The organism is Halomonas cerina, assembly GCF_014192215.1.
Lineage (GTDB): Bacteria > Pseudomonadota > Gammaproteobacteria > Pseudomonadales > Halomonadaceae > Halomonas > Halomonas cerina.
Map to the genome: position 1 here is coordinate 174,172 of NZ_JACHXP010000007.1, position 21,706 is coordinate 195,877.

Consider the following 21,706-nt stretch of genomic DNA (forward strand, 5'->3'; position numbering starts at 1 on the left):
ATCATTTTCCATATTCCTGATTAAAAAACCTCTTTATTAACGATGGAATTAAATGTTCCCCAGCAAACTCTAAAACATGTATTAGCTACACGCCGCTGGCCTGCAATCGTCGTTCCTTTGAACCATATTGGTCGAGAGTTTTTGGCCGTGGTCAAAGTAGGGGTGACCTTCGCTATACATAAACTGACTTGGAGAAAACCTTACTCCCTTGATAGTTTTATCCCGCCCTCCCAGATAGTTATAAAGATTTTCTCGCATATAACCTCTAACTTTTTCCCTTTCACTCATGGAAAGAGTTGGTGTGCGAGTCATAAAAAACCCATTAACAAAGCAGGCAGACCCGGACTCTTCAAAATCATTCCCCAAAATTGAAGGAGAAGGCATTGGAAGATCTACATCCATGATCGAGCTCCTTATGTCGACAATCTGTAACCCATCTGCTTCTAGCACTATTCTTAAAATATCATTTACTGGAAAAGCGCTTATCATTACTGGTACAGACCTGCCTACAGCTCGGTCCGGAGAAATAAAATCATGGCTCATGATTAGACCATTATTATCAATTATGCGAAGTGCAAGAACCTCTTCTGACCTCCGGTGTAAAGATATTCTATTTCTACCCTTCTCCCAACCAACATCAAAAACACATCCATTTTCAATTCTTAAAGGATCTAACTGATAGAGCAAAGCAATTGTAAATCCTGACCAATGCTCGGCTTGCGGATATTTACCTGAGTACCATGCCTGCATAGAGGCCAAGGCCTGATCGAAAGTCGCCAACGATATATTAGCCTTAAAACGATCCAACATTCTTGTCACTTGGAGCTGTTCAATATGTTCAGATAGTCCAGCAATAATTGTCGCTGGGAAACCCTGATGCATTGTGACGCCATAACGCCGCTCGAAGCTTGCGCACACAGACTGATCCCTTAGCTGATCTATATAGTCTATACACTGTGATAGATAGCCTTGCATTTCCGCATACCACGAGTCTCGACGCGCACTATTCTTTAGCACTTTAGTGTTTGGTCGCTTTAGTTCAAGCACCTGCCATAACCCATCGTCTCGTTGGACGATAAAATCTGGAATAAATTTTCCTTGAGCTTGACTCTCAATTATCGGGTGTGGAATTGCATTTGAATATCCTAGCGCCTGAAACAGTGTTATATTCTCTTCAAAGAAGCTTTGAAACCCCTGCTCTGACTCATCCGCATGAACAAGTCCAGAAAATTTTTCTATCCCACTTTCGATCAAGGTACAAAGCTGATCACTATTCATAAATTCAACCCTACTTACTCAGTATGCCAAGCAGCTATCAGTAACTAGACTGCACACTTTTATTTTGTTATCGCACCTGCATAATATACGACCGAGCAAAATATTTTCAGCTCTATATGTGGGTATTTTATTTCCCTGCATGTCGGTTTCGAGCCGTCAAATGACAAGCATAGTTTATAAGCATATACTAAGTTTCTGCATTCGGCCAAGAATAGGCTTTCAATTCATTCTGACATAAATTTTGTAGAAGGCAACCAAAAAACCAAATCAAAGTGGTGGCTTGATGGTCTTCCTGGCTGCTTGTGTTATGCACCAACCTAAACCAGCAACTATCGCGGAAGTCGCTTACTGTCGAGAACAACCGCGCCATCCTCACTCCACCCAATGATACCTGACACTGCCGGTGTATTATACGACCGTATCTTATCTTTATCCCAATATTCGGCCAAAGCCTCCACTTTAATCTCACTATTCAACCATTTTTTAGGCGCCCCAACCAAATCAAACCAGGTCGTCATTGTGGAGTTCTTACGAATAATATGTCGGATATTGAAATAGCTTACACAGCCGGGAGGAATTGACTCCACTTCGTCCTTTCCCTCTACCCTTCGCTTGTCAGAGTCATAGATTTCATCTCCCTCATAGTTCCCGAACCCCTTTTCTATAATAATTCTGATAGAAGTTCTTACGATTGCCTCTACATTTCCATCATTAATCAATCTCACCGCCACTTCATCTTCAAAGCCCTTGCGATCTTGGGGACAATAGATATCGATCTTAATATGCGGCTTTAGTCCTTGAATGGGAATCTTTAGCGCTATGCGGAGTTTCGAGCCAAGTCCCCAAGGATCGTAACGGAATAACAAAACCAAAATAACCGTAGCAAAAATAATGACTGCGAGGACCCATTGCCCCTTGGATATCGCATCTAATAACTTTATTATATCCATTGCGAAATCCTATAGAGCCTAGAGATATCAAACGATTTCACACAGCATCGGCTATCAGCTGCAGAACCAACACCATTAGCGTAGCCTAACGTTCGGCATCCGGCCAAATGCGGACATTGACGGCCCCCGACGGTGCTGCAGCGCAGCTTTCGCCAAAGGGCAAAAAGGCTTCTTGCTCTACTATGAATGGGGCTCTACCAGAGCCTCATCTGAATTGCTTTGCGGCGGCATCCAAAGTGTTGGCGGGATAGGCAAGCGGTAGTGCCTACAGGCCGTCAAGAAAAGTGGAACCAGTCCTCGCTTCATCGCTGTCATTTCAAAAATTGCCCCACACTCTTTGATTGCTAGGTTCAAGGCATCTGCTATCTCCGCATTTCCACGTGCTGGCGACAGGTCAGTCACGCAAATCCCATGGTAGGTATCCCCACGCCAGATTTTTTGGTCTGTCTCCTCATCGGGGAACCACGCCTGATGTGTGCAGTCGGGTATTTTTTGGGAAAGTCGTCTGGAGAATTCTTCAATGAAAACTTGTTCGGCGCAATACTGAAGCCAAGTGAATAGGTAGGGATACAGGACACTGCCAACACAAGCCTCATCACGGTACTCCTGTTCATTACTCGCAGGATGAGCAAGCAGATCGTTGTAGTCGCGAAAACACGTTGGGTAACTGGTATTGGTTAGAAGCGCGAACGATGTGTTCTCAGCCATGGCATGAAACCATGGCATAAATCGCCTGCCTGACGATGTTTGTTGAGCAAGATACATGACCAAGGCTGCCTCGATCATGTGATCGTCCTTGAACGGAGACCCCAAAGTCGGGTTGTTGTTGATCAGGGCCACCAACATATCGAGCATCTTCTTTGTCTGCTCGTTCAGACTGTGAGCTAACTCGGGGTTCGCCTCCGAGAGAGCTTTCCCGAACAAGTCCGTCCAGATTGCACGGGTGGCCGCACGGCCAAGCAAGTCGAACATCGCAAGATTGGCATCGACCGCTTCTCGCGACTTCACCGAAACCGTTAGCGCATGAAGCGTCTCGGCATGAGGATACAGAACCTTCTCAAAATAAACCTCGGACATCATCAAATAGAGCCGGACGTACTGGTCCAAAATTTCCGTCAGAGCGACTTGATGTTTGGTAGGCTTCGTCTTGACGGGTTCTTCGCGCATTGCATCCCAGCAGAACAGCAAGCCCAATTCAGATATCCGATAAACGACATCGAGACTCTTTGCTTCAACCGCCCAGGCGCAAATGGCGTGGAGGCAAATATACGCCTGTCTTAGCCTCAATAGGCGCTCTTTGTCTTTCATGTCCTCTTGTGGGAGAACGATGGCAACAAAACTTCTGGTATATTCATAACAGGCCTCTGGCTCATTCACCATTGCAAGGGCTTTCTGAAAATGCCTGCGCGCCGCTTCGTCCAGCAACTCCCGAGCCAACAAAGATTTTTCCATAAATCCAGCTAACCGGTCTCCATTCCACAACTCAAAACCAATTTTCTCGCTTGCATAAGTCGCTGTGAAGCCGGCCCAGTTTCCTTCAACCGTTTCCTTTAATTCACCCCCCATGCACAGGCAAATTTTGATAGGAAAATCTTGATGCTCTTTGGCAATCTTTGAGCGAATGTACACCTGTAGAATTTCTCGAAGTTCAGGGCCTACTGATTGTGGCCCGGCATCCCAGTCATTGCGCCCAACATCTCCTGCCTTGACACAGAGCAAATAGAGGTATCTCTGCTCATCGTCTGGCAACTGACCGACAGCGGATATATCAACTCCATCTTGGCGGGTTCCGATCATTGGGGTTTTCAGAACCTGCAACCCCATCGCGGAAAGCAGGTTGGGCAACAACGCTTTGTCAAGGTCACCTCGTTCCTTGAGGGACGCCAGATATTCTTTGAGTATCAGTTTCATTTTTCTTTTCTCTGCTCGACCCTGCAAACCAAGAGCAAACGATTAAACCCAACCGGGTCAACTACGGACAAACGAGGAAATTCAACGCTATAGGAGTGTTCGCTCAGGGGGGTGATACTTGGGAACTTTTTGCCATCAGCACCCGTGATCATACTGAAGCTCTTGCGACCGTAGAGCATCGTCGCAGTATGAAACATATCGCCAAAGATAGACATTTTGCGCGCTTGCTTTTGAATATCCGTGTTCCTCTGGTGATCTTTGATCGCCGCCGCTCGTCTCGCTTCATTTGAGGGTTCAAGTTCGCTAAGGTCCTGCGCCTTTTCCAGCCCCTCAATATATGCTGCGTGGTTCGCTATCAGCTCTTGAGCCGCCTTAGCCACAGTTGGGGAAGCACTAGACGCTTGTTGCTCAAGATACGGCCTAAGCTCACTAGAGTAGCTAAGGAGCAGCGGTTCCCAAAGGAGATCTTCAATCTCAGGGACAGCATCTGGATGCCCATGTTCGACTAGACTAAGCAGAATTGACGCTGCCGTGATCTCATGCAGCCAAAGAAAGCCGATACATTTTCGGGCTAGAAAGACTTGATCTACCGCTTCTGGAGGTAAGTCTTGCGGCAGGAGAGATAGCGCTGCTCCCTTATATCCGCCGCTGACCATTTCGGCCAAGAAGCTGCACAAGGAGAAGTCGCCAGAATTAAGCCAGCGCGCGAAAAGGTATGAAGTGTTTGCAGGTTCTTCCCAAACCCATTCGCAAAAGCTATGAAACTGCTTGCTCTTTGCTGGCTGCTCGAAGTGCGGAACCATGGCCTCTATGAACGCGATCACCTCCTTGAATGACCAGCGTTCATCTTTCCAGGTTAGTGCGTTATCTATCCAGTGGCTTGCTGTCTCGAAGCTGGAGGATATGCTTTGTGATCTACTCAATACTGCACTGATAGTTTGCTCTGTGGATGCATTCTTGTGATAGAAAAGCATCGCGCACAGGCGCACCAAGTCGTCATCTGTCGGCTGGGCGAGAAGGGACTTTATCGCTTCGTCTTGCCGATATTTTTCCTTGGTCGCATCATTGTCCCAAATACGAAAAACGGCCTCAATAGCAGCATTTCGCGCATCATCAGAAGACGGGCTTTGAATTTCCGAAAGGCAAGCATCTATACCAGTTTGGTCGTCCTGTGATGTCATGTTCTTGAGCCTTACTAAGGCGCGAAATCCCATAGATCGGAATTCCGCTCTACTGTCCTCTAAGAAATCTACCAAGTATCCAAAGTCATTGAGACCTTGTAAGGCAAACACACAGGAACGTTGGCAATCCTCTTGGCCGTCTTTTGCGCCTGTAATTATTTTTCTGGCTTGAGAGGGATGTTTTTCGCACCAACAAACGAATGACACAAACGGAGTGTTAGACGCCCCATCGTTACCTGCTCTCTCGACCAGACACTCAGCAAACTGCTGTACAGCAGGGTAATCATCCACCACGTGCTCAATTGCGTCAGACAACGCGCCGAACACCATCCAAAAGTCGTTGTGCTCAAGCTGTCGTATGGCCGCAAGGTTGGCGTCCGAGAGCAGAGCGATCTCACCCGAGTTGTTCAAATCAGCCAAGAAACCGCCAAGTTCCCGTTTTCTGTCTTTGTATTCAAAGTCGAGAATGGTTGGGATAAGGCGTCCGGCGGCATCGCCATCGATAATCAGCTGAGCTAAATCACTTTTTTCTGTCACGCTGCCGGCCTCGTTCACCAATGCATTCTTTGCACAACCATACCGCGCAGACCAGTCGTTGGAAACTACTGCCTCTCAACAAGGTGCAAGTAATTTTCACACAGACTGTCGCGACTTTTTACCTGCAGCGAACGGCAGCTATCCGCCCTCCACGTCGATGATCCGACATATGCCGCACCCTGCATGACGGTCCGCTTTGGGTCGATAGCGGACGTCACTCCACAAACTCCGCCACCTTCCCGGCATCAAACGCCAACCGTCCGGCAATCGCCTGCATCTCGTCGATCGGCCGCTCATAGCTCCAGGCCACATCGGCGATATCGGGCAGCGAGTAATAGGTAGTGTCGCCCTTGAATGGGCAATGGGTCACTGTGGAGGAAACCGTCAGCTTCGACATATCCACATCCCCTCTGGGCACATACTGGCGGTGTGGATATCCGCGCTCGCGCAGTTCAATGGCGTTCTGGGTGTCGGCGATCAGGGTATCGCCATCGAAGATGCGTACCCGGCGGGTATGCGGGTGGAGGGTGATGCGGGGTTCGGCGGTGTGATCGGCCATCGGCAGCTCCCTTGCTGTTTGGCAACTCATTCAGCTTAGGGAAGATGGCAGCAGCTGTCACTCGATTCGGGTCAGGAGCGTCTTCGTCATTGGTCGTGGGCTCCATGTGTTGGGAAGCGTCACTGCAACATCCCGAGCGTCAGCAGCAGCGCGGTGGCCATCGCCGCCGCCGTGCCCATGAAGGCGCCCAGCGAGGGGGGTGAGCACCACAGCGTTGACCGACTGCATCGCCGATGCCCTCCGCGGAGTGCAGGCGTGTGAGCGCGATGGTGCGGCCGACAAGACTGGTCGACCGCGACATCCTCTGCGTGATGGCGGCCGATCCCTGTGCTTTGTCCATCGGAGCTTGGATGACCTGTCAGCTGGTCCGGCGGATCGGGTCCACTTCACGCCTCGGTGGGATTTGACTCGGTAGCCAACGGAAATGATGACATCGAGGTTGTAATGTTCAATGGCGCGCTGGACCTGCCGCTTGCCCTCCTGGCGAACTATCCGGAATTTCCGGACAGTTCCCTCCCGGTCCAGCTCGCCCTCTTCGTACACATTGCCGATGTGCTCGCTGACGGTGCGCAGATCCTTACACACTTCACGATCTCGTTCTGTTCCCCACGGCAAAAAACTGGAACACAAAGGTCGGCGGTGTCGTTGCGAGATATTGAAGCCAGCCTAGCACCGAAGCATGGCTTGGCCCATAGGCGATTCGGTCGAGGCGTCAGCGACGGCGCGCCATCGCACATCGGTGTGCCAGGGCAATACACTGAGTCCAGGTGACCCATGACAAGGCAGTCAGCTCCATGAAGAAATCCCGTATCCGTGACTTCCCGCCCGAAGTAGTGGTTGAGACCGGCAAGGCCAGGCCGATCGCCACCCTGGGGGGCACGATGACGACGATCATGGGCCGCGGAGGAATCGAACAGTGAGTGAGACAGATCGCACCCCGCCGTCGCTGACGGAACTCGGCGGCCGCCAGGTCCTCTTCGTGATGGCGGCGGACACCGAGTACGGCCCGCACCTCAAGGCGCGTTTCACCCCCCTTCATGACCGGCGTGGTCCCCATCGAAGACGGCTCCCTGGTGCTGGTCGGGGTCGAGAACCTGGTGTTCCGCAAGGCCTGGGAAGCCGCGGGCAATGGCGGGCCGCACCTGGGACTACATGGTCGACGACCCGACCACCCCCACCGAGGAGGCCCACCACTTCGAGACGCACTACGATCAGCACTTGTGGTTACGCGACAACCCCAACGGCAACCTCGAGCCGTTCAACCCGACGGTGACCTGCCAGCACCACAAGGCGTGACACCCTGCGGCCGAGCCTGAGACCCGGCCGCGTTCCGCTCTCGATACAACCTTGCCCCGACGCAGGCGAGGTGGCATCGTCACCCGACGTTTATTGGAAACCCGCCACAAGGAGCCTCACCGTGTTCATTGCCATGAACCGTTTCCGGGTCAACCCCGAGAGAGTGGAGGAGTTCGAGCAGATCTGGCTGGAGCGGGAAACGCACCTGCAGGGCCTGCCTGGTTTCGTCGAGTTCCACATGCTGCGCGGTCCCGAGAAGGAAGATCACGTGCTCTACGCTTCTCACACCGTCTGGCGCTCGCGCGAGGACTTCGAGGCCTGGACGCACTCCGAGGCGTTTCGCAAGGCCCACGCCAATGCCGGCCAGAGCAAGCGCGAGGGGCTGTACCTGGGCCCGCCGACGTTCGAGGGCTTCGAGGTCATCCAGACGGTCGACAACGAGGAGAACGATTCATGAGTAACCGGGAAGCCTACGAGCAGAAGCTGCAGGCCAAGCTGGATGAGTGGCAGGCCGAGATCGACAAGCTGAGGGCCCGGGCCAAGGGCGCCGAGGCCGATACTCGCATCGAGAGAGAAAAGGAGGCCGAGCGCCTCGAGGCGAAACGCGAGGAAGTGCGCCAGAAACTCGAGGAGCTGCGCGAGGCCGGCGATGATGCCTGGGGCGACATCAAGGCCGGCGCGGAACGCGCCTGGGACTCGCTGAGCGAATCCCTCGAGAAGGCCCGCTCCCGCTTCAAATAATCCTCCGCTCGCGCCGCTGGCTCATCCTGGCCGAGACCCGGCGCGGCCAGTTGCTTGACGCGGTGGAGAGACGCGTGATGAGAGTGAGGGGGCTGGGATAATACCGGCTACCAGGAGGTAGCCGGGGCGTTAGCATGATGGCGTTGCCACACTACTCGGCCTCGTTCTTGCTGCCGTCCGGCGAGAGCAGGTACCACTCGCCATCGAAGCCATGAACATCCTGGCCATTGACGTCGCCGGCGGCCTGGTCCTTGACGAAGCGATAGAGCGGCCAGCCGCCATAGGTGAGCTGGGTAGTGCCGTCATCACGTTCGATGGTTCCCATCAGCTCCTGGTCGACTCCCTCGCCGGCCTGTGGCTCACCCTCGACCGTATGCGGAGGCCAGGCACCGGCACAGTCGTCGTAACAGTTGCTTTTCGCCTGGCTGTCACCTTCCCCCTGCTGATCCTTGGTGAACAGGTACAGGGTCCGGCCCTGGCCGTCGGTGAGGTAACTGCCGTACTGGTCACTCTTTTCGACGCCGAGGGCGGTGTCGCCATCGGTCTGCGCCAGGGCGGGCGCGGAGAAAGCGGTGGCAAGGGCGGTGAAAAGGGCGAGCTTCCATACTGGCATGGTCGTTCTCCTCGGTGGTGGAACGTCGCTGGTCGCTTGTCAGGCTAGCAGAGATCTCGTGATGCGCTGGTGCATCAGAGGAGTCCTCCGGAATCGCGTATCCAGGACCTTCAAGGCGCTAGCTGAAACCACATCCATACACCGAACAGCACCACACCGATCAGGCCCAGTGGTGTGGAGTAGCGTCTCCATAGGCGCAATGCCGCATCCCCCACCAGGGCCACCAGGATGGCCAGGCCGAAATAGCGCGTGCCTCGGGCCAGCAGGGCCGCCAGCATGAACAGCACGAAGGAATAACCACTCGCACCGGCGACCAACATGGCGGTCTGGAAGGGGATCGGCACGATGCCAACCGCCAGGAGCGCCATGAAGCCTTCCTGCTGCAGGCGCGCCTGAAAATCCTCATACGCCGCCTGGCCGCCAAAGATGTTAATCACCGCATCGCGCCATTGTTCCATGGCAAGGATGCCGAGATGGAAGCCGAGGGCGGCCGCGGTGAGATTGCCCGCCAGGGCCACACTGGCGATGGTCCACTTACGGTAGGGGTGGCACAGCATCCAGGGAATCAGGATGGTCTCGATGGGAATGGGTACGGCCAGGGTTTCCATCATCGAGGCGACGAACAGCAGCCACAGCGCATGAGGCGACCGATCCAGGCGATCGAGCCAAGTGCGTGCAGACGTGAGCTTCAAGGGCATGGCCTGGAGGGACAAGCTGGGCGAGGGTGTGTCTCAGCGTAGCTGCCGAGGCGCGATCGAACCGCACGGATGCGATGCCGCCGCCGGGGCACATCCCGGCTGAAGTGATGCTGTGGTAGTGGCACTTTTCGCTCTGCCCGGGGACAGGCAGGCTCTCAACGCGTCTCGTGTTTCCAGCCCACTCGGTTGCGTCCCGCGGACTTTGCCGCATAGAGCGCCATGTCGGCGGCCTCGAGCAGGGTGTCGGCAGACACGGCGTCGTGATCGTCGCACTGGTCACTGCCTGCGACCCCGAAGCTTGCGGTCACCTGCACCGTCTCTCGACCCTGCCTGAAGGTAATGGCCGCCACGGCGTGACACAGGCGCTGCGCAATACTCACAGCGCCAACGCTGGAGGTGTCACGCAGAATGATCGCAAACTCCTCGCCGCCGTAGCGGCACACCACATCGTTGTCGCGGGTCGCCTGGCCGAGCACTTGTGCCACCCGCTGCAGCACGATGTCGCCGAAGGGATGGCCATGGGTATCGTTGATGCGCTTGAAGTGATCGATATCCACCATGATCAATGCCACAGGGGAGCCATGGCGTATCAGTGCCGACACCTCGACCGCCAGCTGGTCGGTGAGGTAGCCGCGGTTCCAGAGTCCCGTGAGGGCGTCGATCCGGGCCTTGGTGGCCAGCAGATCCTGGTAACGCTTGGTGCGCAGGGCCGCTCGGACCCGAGCCTTGAGCTCGATGGCATCGAAGGGTTTGGTCACATAGTCCACGGCGCCGAGCTCGAAGGCCTGGACCTTGGTCGTCACGTCGAGCGTACCGGTGAGAAAGATCACCGGTATCGCGTCGAGGGCAGACTCCTCCTTGAGCTGACTGAAGAGCGTCATGCCATCTGTGCCCGGCATTTCGAGATCGAGCAGGATCAGGTCGGGCAGTTGTTCGCGCGCGATCGCCAGGCCCTCTACCGCATCATGGGCATGCAGGAGCGCCACGCCTTCTGCGCTGAGCCGGGCGCTGATAAGGCGATGAATATCCGGCGAATCATCGACGATCAGGACTGTCTGCAGCGTGGAGTCAAGCATCGTCCTCTGCCCTCTGCTGACCGGGCCGTACCCTGTCACAAACGGCACTCAACCGATTGACGGCTTCCGATACGTCATCGGTTCGCGACGCGTCCTGCGCCACGCTCTCGAGGGCCTCTGCGGCACGACTCACGGGCATGAAGCCATAGCCGCCGGCTGCCCCCTTGAGCTGGTGAGCGAGGTGTTTCAGATGCGCCAGCTCACCGTTTCCCGCGGCCACCCGGATGTCATGAAGTTGCCCCGCTAGCCGTTCGACAAAACCGGCGATCAACTCGTCCATGTCCGGGTCGTCGGCATAGTGACTGTAGAGCGGAGTGATACTCGCCTGCTGCTTCTCGCCGACGCCCACCGGTTCGGAAGGGGTGAGAACCAGGCGCCCGGTACGCCGAGGTGTCAGGTAGGGCTCGACCGCCTCCAGCAGCGCCTGCCGACCGATCGGTTTGCTCAGGTAATCATCACAGCCTGCCGTAAGGCAACGCTCACGCTCCCCGGACATGACATGGGCGGTCAGGGCGATGATCGCTCCCGAATATCCCTTGGCACGCAGCTTGGCGGTGGCACCGTAGCCGTCGAGCTTCGGTAACTGCATATCCATAAGGATCACGTCGAAGGGGCGATCCTCCTCGAGCGCCGCCAGGGCCTGGGTGACGGCTGCCTGCCCGTTGTCGGCAATCTCCACCTCCAGCCCCTGCCGACGGAGCAGCGTCGACAGCAAGAGCTGGTTATCGAGGCCATCCTCCACCAGCAGGACACGCCCCGTGAGTGCCTGCCCCGTTTCAGGGCGCCCTGTCTCGGCTTCCGTCTCGACTGCCATGGTGCCGGATGCCTGCACCATGGCCATGTCCTCGTCGATCGGTTGATGGAGGGTAAAGGTGAAGGTACTGCCCTGCCCTGGTGTGCTGCACACCTGGATATCGCCACCCAGCGCCTCGGCCAGTGATCGGCTGATGGCCAGGCCCAGGCCCGTACCCCCATACTGGCGTGTGGTGGTGGCATTCGCCTGCTGAAACGGCAGGAAAAGGCCATCGATTTCGGTGGTATTCAGACCGATCCCCGTATCCGTGACGGCTATCTCCACCCTGGAGGCCGACGTACCGACCGCCAGGCAGCGTGCCGTCAGCCTGACCCTACCCTGCCGGGTGAACTTGATGGCGTTACTGAGCAGGTTGAGCATGATCTGGCGGATACGCATGGGGTCACTGCGAATATGCGCCGGAATGGGGGTATCATAGGTGATAGCGAAGTCAAGCCCCTTTTCATAGGCCCGCACCTGCATCACCGAGGCGGCTTCGTGCAGCACCTGATGCAGGGAGCATTCCACCGACTCGACCTTTATCTGATTGGCATGGATCTTCGACAGGTCAAGCACATCGTTGATGAGCGCCAGCAGGTGTTCCCCGTTACGCCGGACGGCCTGGATATAGTTGAGGCGATCGCTTTCGCTCAGCGTCGCATCCAGCAGCAGATCCGTGAAGCCCAGCACGGCGGTCAAGGGCGTACGGATCTCGTGGCTCATGTTGGCCAGGAACTCACTCTTGATGCGTGCGGTCTCCTCGGCACTTTCCCGGGCGCGCTGCATCTCCCGTTCCAGCGCCTTGGCCCGCGAGGTATCGTGGAAGACCACGACGGCACCGATCTGCCGGCCATCGCTATCCCACAGGGGCCTGCCGTTCGCCCTGATATGGCGTTCGAGGCCCCTCTCGGGCGACCGGACCACTAGTTCGGCTCCATCCACCGATTCTCCCCGCAACGCACGGCTGAGCGGCAACTCCTCGGACGGGCAAAGCGTCTTACCATCTGCATAAAAGAGGCCGTAGGCTTCACTCCAGGCGCTGGGGCCGTGATCCAGTGGCCCTTGTCCCAGGAGTTCCCTGGCGGATGCATTGAAGATGAGAAGATGCCCCTCCATGTCGGCCACGATGACCCCCTCGACCATCGACTCGAGAACGGTGCGCAGCACGGCCTGTTCGCGCAGGGCCTCGAAGGGAGTCGGTGACACGCCCTCACTGGAAAAGAGGGTACGCAGTTCGCCCTCGAACGCCGCCAAGTCGGCATCCAACCCCTCGAGCGTGCCGGCGCCGGCGACATCATCACCGGCCGGCGTCACCTGCAGCCAGCGCTGAACCTGCTGGCGTAGCCTGGCGATTCTCTCACCCGAATCCATCACCCCCTCCCCCTGTTGTCCCCGGCCCCGTCACCCACGACGGTGAGCACGCACTGCATTGCGCCGCCTTGTTCGGTGGCATTTCATCCGGTGATCACCATACTGAAACGAGGGGATGCTGCCCATGGGTCACTTCACCGGTACGACATACCCGTCCCCATCCCACGGGAGAGCCGGCCGACCCCGGATCACCCACGCCCACCACTAGTTTACCCTGGTCGAGACCGGGCGCGGCCAGTTCTGGGCGCGGAGGCAAGGCGGCTCACGCTCGGCCAAGGGCCCGGGCGAACTCCTGCCGATAGGCCACTTCGTGGCGGGACGGGTCGGCGGGAAAGCGTCCCAGCGCCACGGCCAGCTCGAAGAAGCCCCGTCGGGGCAGGTCACCGCGGCGGCTGACCACCAGGGCGGCGATCAGCGGGCGGCCGGCGGCCACGTCCTCGCGCATCAGCGTCTCCAAGGCCAGGGCGACGCGCTGGATGGTGCGCGGCGGCGAAAGGCCCAGCGCCTCGGCGGCCTGCTGGTAGGTGATCGGCAGCGCCTCGTCGGGCAGCCCCATCAACAGCTCACGCAGGCGCGAGGCCAGCTCGGTTTTTTCGGTCACGCTGATTCTCTCCGGATGCTGGTGTCGTTGGTGGCGCTTACAGCGGTAGGTGGAGGATGGCCCCACGCAGGCCGCGCGCGTCGGCCCACAGCTTGCCCAGGGTGATGGGCAGGCGAAAGCGACGCTTGCCGGCCGCGCCGGGGTTGAATAGTAGTCGGTCGTCCTGCCATTCGTTGCGCGGCTTGTGGGAGTGACCGTGGAGCACGGCGTCGCAGGGCGTGGCCGGGTCGAACTCGGCCAGGATATGCACCAGGTGCAGGCGCCAGCCGTTGACGGTGAGGTCCCGCGTCATCGGCAGCGTCTCGGCCCAGGGCGCGGTGTCGATGTTGCCGCGCACCGCCAACGTCGGGGCCAGCGCCGCCAGCCGTTCGAGGATGGCGGCGTCCTGATCGCGACTGCCCACGTCGCCCAGATGCAGGATCAGCCCGCAGCCCTCTAGCAGGGTCAGGGCCTCGGGACGCAGCAGCCCGTGGGTATCGCTGATGATGCCGATTGGCCACTCGGGGGTGATCATGCCGTTCGTCGGCTGGAGAGCATGGCGCCTCCACTCACTTGGGTCAGGTTCAGGATGTTCGGCGTCGAGATGTTGCGTCAACCATACACTCAGCCCCGCCTTATTCATGCGACCGCTTGGTAGCCGGTTGAGTTATACCCGATTCGGCTTTTAGATGGTCTTTTCATAACTGTTAGGAATCGATGTCGAGCGCCGACTTCACCTCGCCCATGTGCGCCTCGGCATTGCCGCGCTTGCGGTAGAGCGCCAGGACCTTCGCCGGTGACCAGTCGAACTTGCCGAGGTTGGTGACCAGGAAGAAGGCATGCAACAGCAGTTCATCGGGGCGTTCCTGCACGACCAGCACGACGCGTCGCGGCGATGGCCTGGAGCCCGCCTGGACGTTAGGTCGTAACACCATTCCCGGGGTTGTTCGGGGCGGCGACCTCGTGGACGCCGAAAGTACGGCGCGGCCAGCTTCTGAGGCCCCGAGTGACTACGCAGACGGCCCAGGTACTCGATGATCTTGCCCAGCAACAGCAAAGCGATTCAGCGCGAGCAAGCCTTGGCCGACGAGAATGCCCGGCTCAAGTGCCAACTGGCCGAGAAGTCGGAAGAGCTTGAAATCGCCCAGTACTGTTTGACCCTGTACCGGTCACTGATGATCCAGCATGACCTGAAGTGCAGCATGAGTGCCAAGGACAATTGCTACGACGCGTGCGCCGAGAGCTTCTTCCATAGCCTGAAGATCCAGGCGATCCATGGCGAGTGTTTCGAGACCCGGGACGCCATGCGGCGGCAAGTGCTCGAGTACATCGAGATGGACTACAACCGGCAGCGCCGGCACAGTGCGATTGGCATGATCAGCTCTGAGGCCTTCGAGGCCCGAATGATCGCTGAGACCGGTGTCCACGATTGCTAAGTAATATCAATAGAACGGATCTTGTCAGGTTATGGAAAGGGATACGCAATTTCTTTTGTCTAGGTACTTAACAGTACAATGTGTCATGGGCGACCGGGTTGCTATATTCGCCTCAAGCACTTGAATTATAACATAAAATCAGGTCGACCTTCTTGTTTGTGCTGCACTATCCGAGTTAGTCCGGTTGTTGAGGATTGCGCTGAAGCGTTTTGGTGTCGGATCGTAAATGGCCAATTTCGTCTTGCGCATTGCTTCAAATATCCTACGTTTATAAGATCCGTATCAATTCGATTCAAAAACTCCGACAACTGTGGCACTGATCCGCAACGGTGACATCAGGTATTTTCGCAGCAGGTTGCTGTGGTCGTCTGGTTCACATCAAAAACCAAGGAATGTAAGGTGGTGGCGTGAACGATTTGATCTTGGTACCGGTGAAGGCGGACGCGCTTTATCTGACCGAAGACACCCCGAGCCGAGAGGGATTGGCTGATTTCACCAGACTTCCCTACAGTGATGGCGGACAGGACCACAATCCGGACGTCGCTTGCATCGCTGAAGAAATACTGACCCCGCCCTTTCAGGACAAGAACCTCGTGCTGCCGGCCGGGGTGCATCTCCATTGGTACTTGCCGGGTGTGCTCACCAAGCCGATGTCCAAGGGCGACGGAGACAGACTGCCGCCGGCGCCGGACCGCTGGGTGGTGACCCGTTTCCTGAACGAGGTCCGGGACAAGAGCTGGTTGGTGGAAAGCGATTTCCTCTCTACGGCACCGCTGGCGGAGGGCCTGGTGCAAAGCCATGTCCCCTACTACGACGGAAACCCCCGCGGCCAGAACCAGCCTTACCGCTTCCTTGGCCGTGCCGTTGAACTGGGCGCCGGCTGGAACCGGGCCCAATCGCTGCAGGGTCCCCGTATTCAATACTTGACCGCCACCGGCTACGAGCCGCAGCCCGGCGCGTCCGGCTACGCTGAACCCACCTTCGCTGCCTACTACCCCCATTGCAATTCGGTGTTCGGCTTTCACGACCCGGACATCCGTTCCCTGGACGGTGCTGAAACCTTGGCTTACCAGGTTCTGGGATTCTATGGCCGGGCAAAAAACGACTATCTGAGTCGGTTCCTCGACGACTTCATCGGGTCCGTGTCGGCAGAGAAAGACTGGAACAGCCGTGAGTTTAACAGGGCGCTCAAGGAAGCCATCGAGGACGAATTTCTCTGGCGGATCGATTTCGATCCGCCAGAGATAACGGGCGCACCGCCGAAGGCGGGATTCGCCAAGGACGACATCCTGCTGCCCGCCCACAACCTCTATACGGCCCGTGTCGAATTTGCCTCGCTGCTCGAATTGTCGTCGCAGCCGGCCTACCAGGTCGCCGCCGGGAATACCGGGACGGAGGCTTTGTCCGCTTTTCTGGCCGGGCGCCTGTCGGCTGACAAGACGGTGGTCGAGGATCAACTGGAGGCGGTTCAATTCACCGCCAGACTCAATAACCGGAACCTCGATATCGGAGCGAAGTTTCGCGAGGCACGTCACGAGAAGGGTTTTCGCGCCTTGCCCGGCGAGACGCTTTGGACGGTGGTGCTGCGTTCCGTTGGCGTGCCATCGGCGGAAACGGAAAAAGAGTACGGCGGAGATCCCGTCCTGTCCGCCGAGGACCTGCATCGGGTTAATAGTCTGCAGGCGCAATACGAGAAGGCCGGGTTTGATCTCGACGCCTTGCAGAAGCAGCTCTACGCCGATTGGAACAAATACATGCTCTGCGCCTATCCGCCCGCCGACAGCATGGATGCCTACCCGGACCTGGATGAGGTCATGGCCTTCATCGAGCAGCGCGACATCCAACCCATCGAAGCGCTGAAACGACGCAAGGGTCAGTTATCGCTGCGCATGGATGGTCAGGACGGCGTGCTCGAAGCCACGGCCGGTGACTCCGCCGCCGATTCCCTGGCGGCGCGTCTGGCTGCCGAGATCGGCGAACTGCTGCATAAGATCACGGCCGCCAATGCGGACCCGCAGTTGAGCCAGGCCAACAAGCAATACAGCCTGAAGGCGAAATCCGGCCCCCGTTTCTGGCGCCCCAATGACCCGGTGCTGCTGTTGGCCCGCCCCGGCAGCTCGAAGAACGGTGTACCGAGCGGGTTGCGCGATCCCCGGGCGGTCCTAGATTGCCCCACGATCAAGGCGGGTTCTCTGGACCCGGACAATCCCACCGGCGGCGCCTTGATGGACCTGCAAGACCGTGTCGCGGGTCTGTACCGGGACAAACGGCTGCCGGTCAGTGTCTGGCGAAAGAATCCCTGGCAGCCGTTTCTGCTGGAATGGGAAGTGGCACTGATCCCCGCCGGCCGCCTCGGCAACCTCTTGACCCGGAACCGGTCCTACGCGCAGGACTATGTCGACGGCCACTACCAGCTCGATGAATCGGCGGCGGACTTCCGCTTGCTGCCGTCCTTCGACGTCATAACGAGCGGTCATACGCTCTATGCCGGACTGTCCATTCTGACGCCCAATGCGGGCATCAAGCTGGAAACGGACCTGCGGCGCTACCTGCTCGATTGGGTCAAGGCTGATCTACCGGAACGCTATTTCGAACAGGCCGGCACGGCGCCGGAAAACAGGGGCTACGGGTATCTGCTGCGGGATCTTGCCGGATTCGGCGCCTGGGTGGGTCAGGAGATCTCCGATTTGCAGGATCTGCCGGACGCGGATGACCCGGAGCTGGACGCCGGCATGGAGAGCTGGTGGCGGGATCAGTTGGAAACCTTGCTTCGCTGGTACGCCGGGCAGAAGGCGGAGAGTCTCCCCGCGGCTATGCGCAACCTGCTGGCGGCATTTCGGCAACTGGAAAGCTGGGAGTGTCTGGCGCAATCGCTGGGCGGATTCAATGAGGCGCTACTCATGCACAAACAGACGCGCCAGCTGGAAATCGCCGACCCGATCGGCTTTCCAGAATACCAGGATTTCACCGATCGGGTCCGCGAAGCGGTGGGCCGCAACACCACCGCCGCCGCCCAGCCCCTCAACGATTTCATGCCCCTGCGTTCCGGCTATATGGAGGTCCGCGCCCTGCGCTTGGTGGATAATTTCGGACAGGTGCAGGACATCCGCGTCCACAGTGACGAGGTGCTCACCAGCGAGCCCTTGCGCGATGCCGCGCATCCAGGCCGCATCCAGCTTCGGCCACGCCTGAGTCAAGCGGCACGCTTGAACCTGCGCTGGCTGTCCGCCCACGATGACGGGCAGGAAACCAGCGAACATCCAGACTCCAATCCGATCTGCGGATGGCTGATACCCAACTACCTAGACAACAGCCTGGACGTCTATGACGCTTTCGGTCAACCGGTCGGCGCATTGGTTCCCGATCCCGATGTGCCCTGGCGAAGCGCGCCCGCAGATCCGTTCCCGACCACCGTGGAGCAGATCGAAAACCGTCACCTGCGGCGTGTCGTTCAGTTTCTTTACGAACGGCACCGCACCAGCCTGAATCCGGAACTCGGGGCTGCATCCGAACGGTTTCTCGCGGATTTCCTCGACGTGCTCGAAAGCGCACAGGAAACCATCGATCCGGAAAGCGCCGCCCGGCACCCGGACCTGGCCCTGCTCATGGGGCGGCCCATCGCCGTCGCAAGGGTTAACCTGGATCTCCAGCTGCTGGGCGAGCCGGCTCAGCACCAGGGCTGGAACCTGTTCATCAAGCAGCTGCAGGGGGCGGATGCCGACACGGACAATTTTGATCGGGTCGAATTTCCGGTGCGGCTCGGCGAGCCCCACCAACTGAATGATGGCCTGCTGGGTTACTGGTCCGAGGACGTGGACGGCGGGCTGGATAGGGTTTTTTGCAGTCCCGTGGCATCCACGGCGAGCCATCCTGGTATTCGCGTCTACCGTGACGGCGGGCCGCCGCTGAACGTGCCGGTGACCGTCAATGCCCCGGCCAGGGCCTTCACCCTGCTGTTCGATCCCAGAGGCAAACTGCACGCGACTTCCGGCATCCTGCCGACCAAGGAAATCGATATCCCAACGGAGCTGTACGGACCCGCGCTGCAGCATATCGAAGTCACGTTCCAGATGGCCCCGCTACTCAGCGACGCCGGAAAAATCCGAATCGATCTGCCCAACGAGCCCGGTTTTTCCTGGTCCTGGCTGGAACGGACTGGTCCCGTTCAATGGCGGGAAATCCCCCGCACACCGACCATCGGTCGCGCGCTGCTGGAGGAAAAGATTCCGGAGCCAACTGATCTGTGGCGACGACTCACGCGCGGCGGCTGGCTGGCGCCGTCGGGCGATCGTCCCGACACGGCACGGGTGGTCCCCAAAGACCAGCGGCCGGACCAGCCGCCGGCTGGCCTGAGTCCGACGCTGCTGGCCGACGTGGAACGGGTATTCGATACCTATTCGCTGTCGATCGGCGCCGCCGTCAGTACGGCGGCTTTCTCGGCGCCCCAGGCCATTCGGGAGGGGTGGCTGAAACTCGGCCCCGACCCAGCATCCGCTGATTCCGATGCATGATCCGTTGAACCGACCTCATCCAAACGGGACCACTTAACGCCATGAATTCTCCCCTGCAATCGAAAACCCGCAAGACCCTGCCGCTGGATTTCAGTTTGCTCAACGAGCAGGAACTGAATGCGCTGTATATCACCGACGAAGCCGTCGGCCAGTCATTGCGTCTGGAGATCCGCAACCAGTCCGGCGAGAATCTCGAGTTGCTGGAGCCTTCGACGGATGGCCGCCCCGCCCATCAGTTTGAACTGGTGTTCCGGCCTGGTGTGCTGAACGAAGCACAACTGACCAAGTTGTCGGTGCAGGAGCAGGGGGTCGGGTTGGTCACCCACAAGCACGAAGACGGTACCCTTGCCCTGCGCTTGAGCTTGCCGGCGGCCAGTATGGCGGTCGGCGCAAAGTCGGTCATCACCCTCAACAACGTCAATCCGGACGGTCGGTTGGGAAGCCGGGGCACCCGGGTCATGCTCCGCTACAACGGCGTTCAGGTACATGGCACCGACGAGGCGATCAGCGGCTTCCGCGAATCACATCTGAACATCGTCACCCATCTTGGTAAGCGAAACATCCCCTTGCATGTCGGCATCGTCGGATCAGGACAAGTATTGAACAACGGCGTGGTGAATCCGCCTCTGCTGCTGCGGGTCAGCAATGTGTCCAACGACTACCGCATCGTCGCGAGCGCCGATGCCGAGCGCCCTTCGTTGTTTGTCATCCTCTTCGAGGTCGGCAGCGGCGATGAAGAGTGGGCGCTGGGGACCGCAGAGCAGGTCAAGGGAATCGGTGTGGAGTATCAATCCGGTACCCAATGGCTGGATGCACACAAACTGGGCGGTGATCAAGGCCGCAGCCCAGAATGGAGCGTGCCGGTGCCGACGTTGGAGGCTCGGGAATACTTCGATATCCGGCTAAGCCATATCGTGACCGACCATCCCGCGGGATTGACCAACGTGCATATTCGCTACGAGAACGTCCCGGGATATTGGGACGGCCATTTCGTCAGCTTGATCGAAAAGTCGCCAATCGTCGTTCGCGGCAAGCAGGTGGGCATCGGGATGGCACCCGAGACCGGCACTCTACAGGTGTTCAATCCGGCCCGTTATTCGGTCTCCATGGACGGCTCCAGTGAAACCGGGACCTGGATGCGCATTCACAACAGCTCCACCGGCGGGCGAGCGTGGAACATTATCTCTACCGGCGCCAAGAACAGCGCAGGAGCGGGCAACCTGCTGTTCAAACAAGACGACACGGGGCCCGTGCGAATGGTGCTGGATGATTCCGGCAACGTCGGCATGGGAACCGACAACCCTACCGAACAACTCCAACTGGGTGAGTTCAGTCACCATGGTGATCAGTATCTGGCCTTGAAGACCTCCGGTGGCAACAAGCACAAGGCGGGCGTCAAGTTCAGACATAACGACGAAACTTACGGATACACCATCGTCAGCGACGAAGTCGTCAATGGTTTGCAGATCCGCGGCAGGCACGGCTCGAAGACCGAGGAAGTGCCGGTGATGGATATCCGCGGGTGGGGGGACTACAACGTCGACTTCAAGGCCAAACGCTTTGAGATAAGCGGCGGCAACACGTCCACCGAACTGGTGCTCGAAGCCGATACCGACGGCAAGGGAGTCGATTCACCGACACTGACTCTGCTCACCAATGGCGGCAACACCGTGGGTCGGCTTGGTCTCGGTGCCAAAACCCGCAATCTATCCCTGACCAATAACGTCTCGGGCACCACGTTATCTGTCCAGCATGACGGCAATATCGTGGCCTACCAAAAAGGCAAGGCCGTTTGGGCGACCCACACGAACCTCTCCGACATCACCTTGAAAACCGACGTTAAGCCGATTGACGATCCCCTAAAGCGCTTGACCGCGCTCAACGGCATCTCCTTTCAGTGGAAGGAAGGGCGCTTCGGTCGGGAGCGGGAGCTGGGCCTGGTGGCCCAGGAGGTCGAAAAGCTCTTTCCGGAACTGATGCAGCCCCTGGGGCAAGACGCCAAGCTCGTGCAGTACGAGAAGTTCGTGCCGGTTTTAGTGGAAGCAATCAAGGAGCAGCAAAAGATGATCGAGGCGTTGCAGAGGAAAATCCGTGAATTCGAAACTTCATAAGTCACGCCCACAAATGAATTGGCAATTTCGACCATATTCCAGGCGTAGGTTTTTTTATCGTATT

Annotated in this window: 18 protein-coding genes and 2 pseudogenes; 7 read left to right on the top strand and 13 right to left on the bottom strand. The window is 57.9% G+C overall.

Translation table 11 applies throughout. The features are described from left to right. Positions 1-81 precede the first annotated feature (81 nt). From FHR94_RS09105 to rhuM, 6 genes are all read right to left on the bottom strand, one after another. Positions 82-1,278, bottom strand: coding sequence for a Shedu anti-phage system protein SduA domain-containing protein (locus FHR94_RS09105; RefSeq protein ID WP_183325333.1), 1,197 nt, complete (start codon positions 1,276-1,278; stop codon positions 82-84). 329 nt (positions 1,279-1,607) lie between these two features. Then, entirely contained in the window at positions 1,608-2,228 is a 621-nt protein-coding gene (locus tag FHR94_RS09110; protein WP_183325335.1) for a hypothetical protein, read from the bottom strand. Between the two features lie 180 nt (positions 2,229-2,408). Next, a complete protein-coding gene (locus FHR94_RS09115) occupies positions 2,409-4,139 on the bottom strand; it encodes a hypothetical protein (RefSeq protein WP_183325337.1) in 1,731 nt (576 codons plus the stop codon). Further along, the gene (locus FHR94_RS09120; RefSeq protein WP_183325338.1) at positions 4,136-5,875 is read right to left on the bottom strand and encodes a hypothetical protein; all 1,740 of its coding nucleotides are present in this window, start codon (positions 5,873-5,875) and stop codon (positions 4,136-4,138) included. The genes FHR94_RS09115 and FHR94_RS09120 overlap by 4 nt, the downstream gene beginning before the upstream one ends. A gap of 196 nt (positions 5,876-6,071) precedes the next feature. Further along, positions 6,072-6,416: a DUF427 domain-containing protein gene (locus FHR94_RS09125; RefSeq protein ID WP_183325339.1), complete on the bottom strand. Its 345-nt coding sequence runs from the start codon at positions 6,414-6,416 to the stop codon at positions 6,072-6,074. A 57-nt stretch (positions 6,417-6,473) separates the two neighbouring features. Next, a complete protein-coding gene (rhuM, locus tag FHR94_RS19845) occupies positions 6,474-7,001 on the bottom strand; it encodes a RhuM family protein (protein WP_343064652.1) in 528 nt (175 codons plus the stop codon). Between the two features lie 182 nt (positions 7,002-7,183). Here rhuM and FHR94_RS09135 point away from each other — a divergent pair, with 182 nt between their 5' ends. The 4 genes from FHR94_RS09135 (at position 7,184) to FHR94_RS09150 (ending at position 8,453) form a co-directional block, all read left to right on the top strand. Then, positions 7,184-7,336: a hypothetical protein gene (locus tag FHR94_RS09135; protein WP_183325341.1), complete on the top strand. Its 153-nt coding sequence runs from the start codon at positions 7,184-7,186 to the stop codon at positions 7,334-7,336. Positions 7,337-7,544: 208 nt separating this feature from the next. Further along, the gene (locus FHR94_RS09140; protein WP_183325343.1) at positions 7,545-7,712 is read left to right on the top strand and encodes a hypothetical protein; all 168 of its coding nucleotides are present in this window, start codon (positions 7,545-7,547) and stop codon (positions 7,710-7,712) included. Positions 7,713-7,833: 121 nt separating this feature from the next. After that, positions 7,834-8,169: a heme-degrading protein HmuQ gene (gene hmuQ, locus FHR94_RS09145; RefSeq protein ID WP_183325345.1), complete on the top strand. Its 336-nt coding sequence runs from the start codon at positions 7,834-7,836 to the stop codon at positions 8,167-8,169. Continuing rightward, positions 8,166-8,453 carry a sll1863 family stress response protein gene (locus FHR94_RS09150; RefSeq protein WP_183325347.1) on the top strand — a complete coding sequence of 96 codons (288 nt, stop codon included), beginning with the start codon at positions 8,166-8,168 and terminating at the stop codon, positions 8,451-8,453. Before hmuQ ends, FHR94_RS09150 begins: the two co-directional genes overlap by 4 nt. A gap of 151 nt (positions 8,454-8,604) precedes the next feature. Here the strand turns inward: FHR94_RS09150 and FHR94_RS09155 are convergent, their stop codons facing one another. From FHR94_RS09155 to FHR94_RS09185, 7 genes and pseudogenes are all read right to left on the bottom strand, one after another. Further along, complete coding sequence (locus FHR94_RS09155; protein ID WP_183325348.1) at positions 8,605-9,066, bottom strand: COG4315 family predicted lipoprotein; 462 nt, start codon at positions 9,064-9,066, stop codon at positions 8,605-8,607. Between the two features lie 110 nt (positions 9,067-9,176). Next, positions 9,177-9,764: a YqaA family protein gene (locus tag FHR94_RS09160; protein ID WP_183325351.1), complete on the bottom strand. Its 588-nt coding sequence runs from the start codon at positions 9,762-9,764 to the stop codon at positions 9,177-9,179. Between the two features lie 155 nt (positions 9,765-9,919). Next, entirely contained in the window at positions 9,920-10,840 is a 921-nt protein-coding gene (locus FHR94_RS09165) for a diguanylate cyclase (RefSeq protein WP_183325358.1), read from the bottom strand. After that, positions 10,833-13,004 carry an ATP-binding protein gene (locus tag FHR94_RS09170; RefSeq protein ID WP_183325360.1) on the bottom strand — a complete coding sequence of 724 codons (2,172 nt, stop codon included), beginning with the start codon at positions 13,002-13,004 and terminating at the stop codon, positions 10,833-10,835. Before FHR94_RS09170 ends, FHR94_RS09165 begins: the two co-directional genes overlap by 8 nt. 262 nt (positions 13,005-13,266) lie before the next feature. Then, complete coding sequence (locus tag FHR94_RS09175; RefSeq protein WP_183325395.1) at positions 13,267-13,560, bottom strand: hypothetical protein; 294 nt, start codon at positions 13,558-13,560, stop codon at positions 13,267-13,269. Between the two features lie 82 nt (positions 13,561-13,642). After that, positions 13,643-14,119 (bottom strand): metallophosphoesterase family protein, encoded by a 477-nt coding sequence (locus FHR94_RS09180; RefSeq protein WP_183325362.1) that lies wholly within the window; start codon positions 14,117-14,119, stop codon positions 13,643-13,645. 181 nt (positions 14,120-14,300) lie between these two features. Then, positions 14,301-14,620 (bottom strand): annotated as a pseudogene (locus tag FHR94_RS09185) (transposase); the annotation flags it as partial. A 106-nt stretch (positions 14,621-14,726) separates the two neighbouring features. Here FHR94_RS09185 and FHR94_RS09190 point away from each other — a divergent pair. The 3 genes and pseudogenes from FHR94_RS09190 to FHR94_RS09200 all read left to right on the top strand — a co-directional run. Further along, positions 14,727-15,020: pseudogene (locus FHR94_RS09190) on the top strand (IS3 family transposase); the annotation flags it as partial. 407 nt (positions 15,021-15,427) lie between these two features. Then, on the top strand, positions 15,428-19,531 hold the full coding sequence (locus FHR94_RS09195; RefSeq protein ID WP_183325365.1) for a hypothetical protein: 4,104 nt from the start codon (positions 15,428-15,430) through the stop codon (positions 19,529-19,531). Between the two features lie 41 nt (positions 19,532-19,572). Then, the gene (locus FHR94_RS09200; RefSeq protein WP_183325367.1) at positions 19,573-21,642 is read left to right on the top strand and encodes a tail fiber domain-containing protein; all 2,070 of its coding nucleotides are present in this window, start codon (positions 19,573-19,575) and stop codon (positions 21,640-21,642) included. The last annotated feature ends 64 nt before the right edge of the window (positions 21,643-21,706 follow it).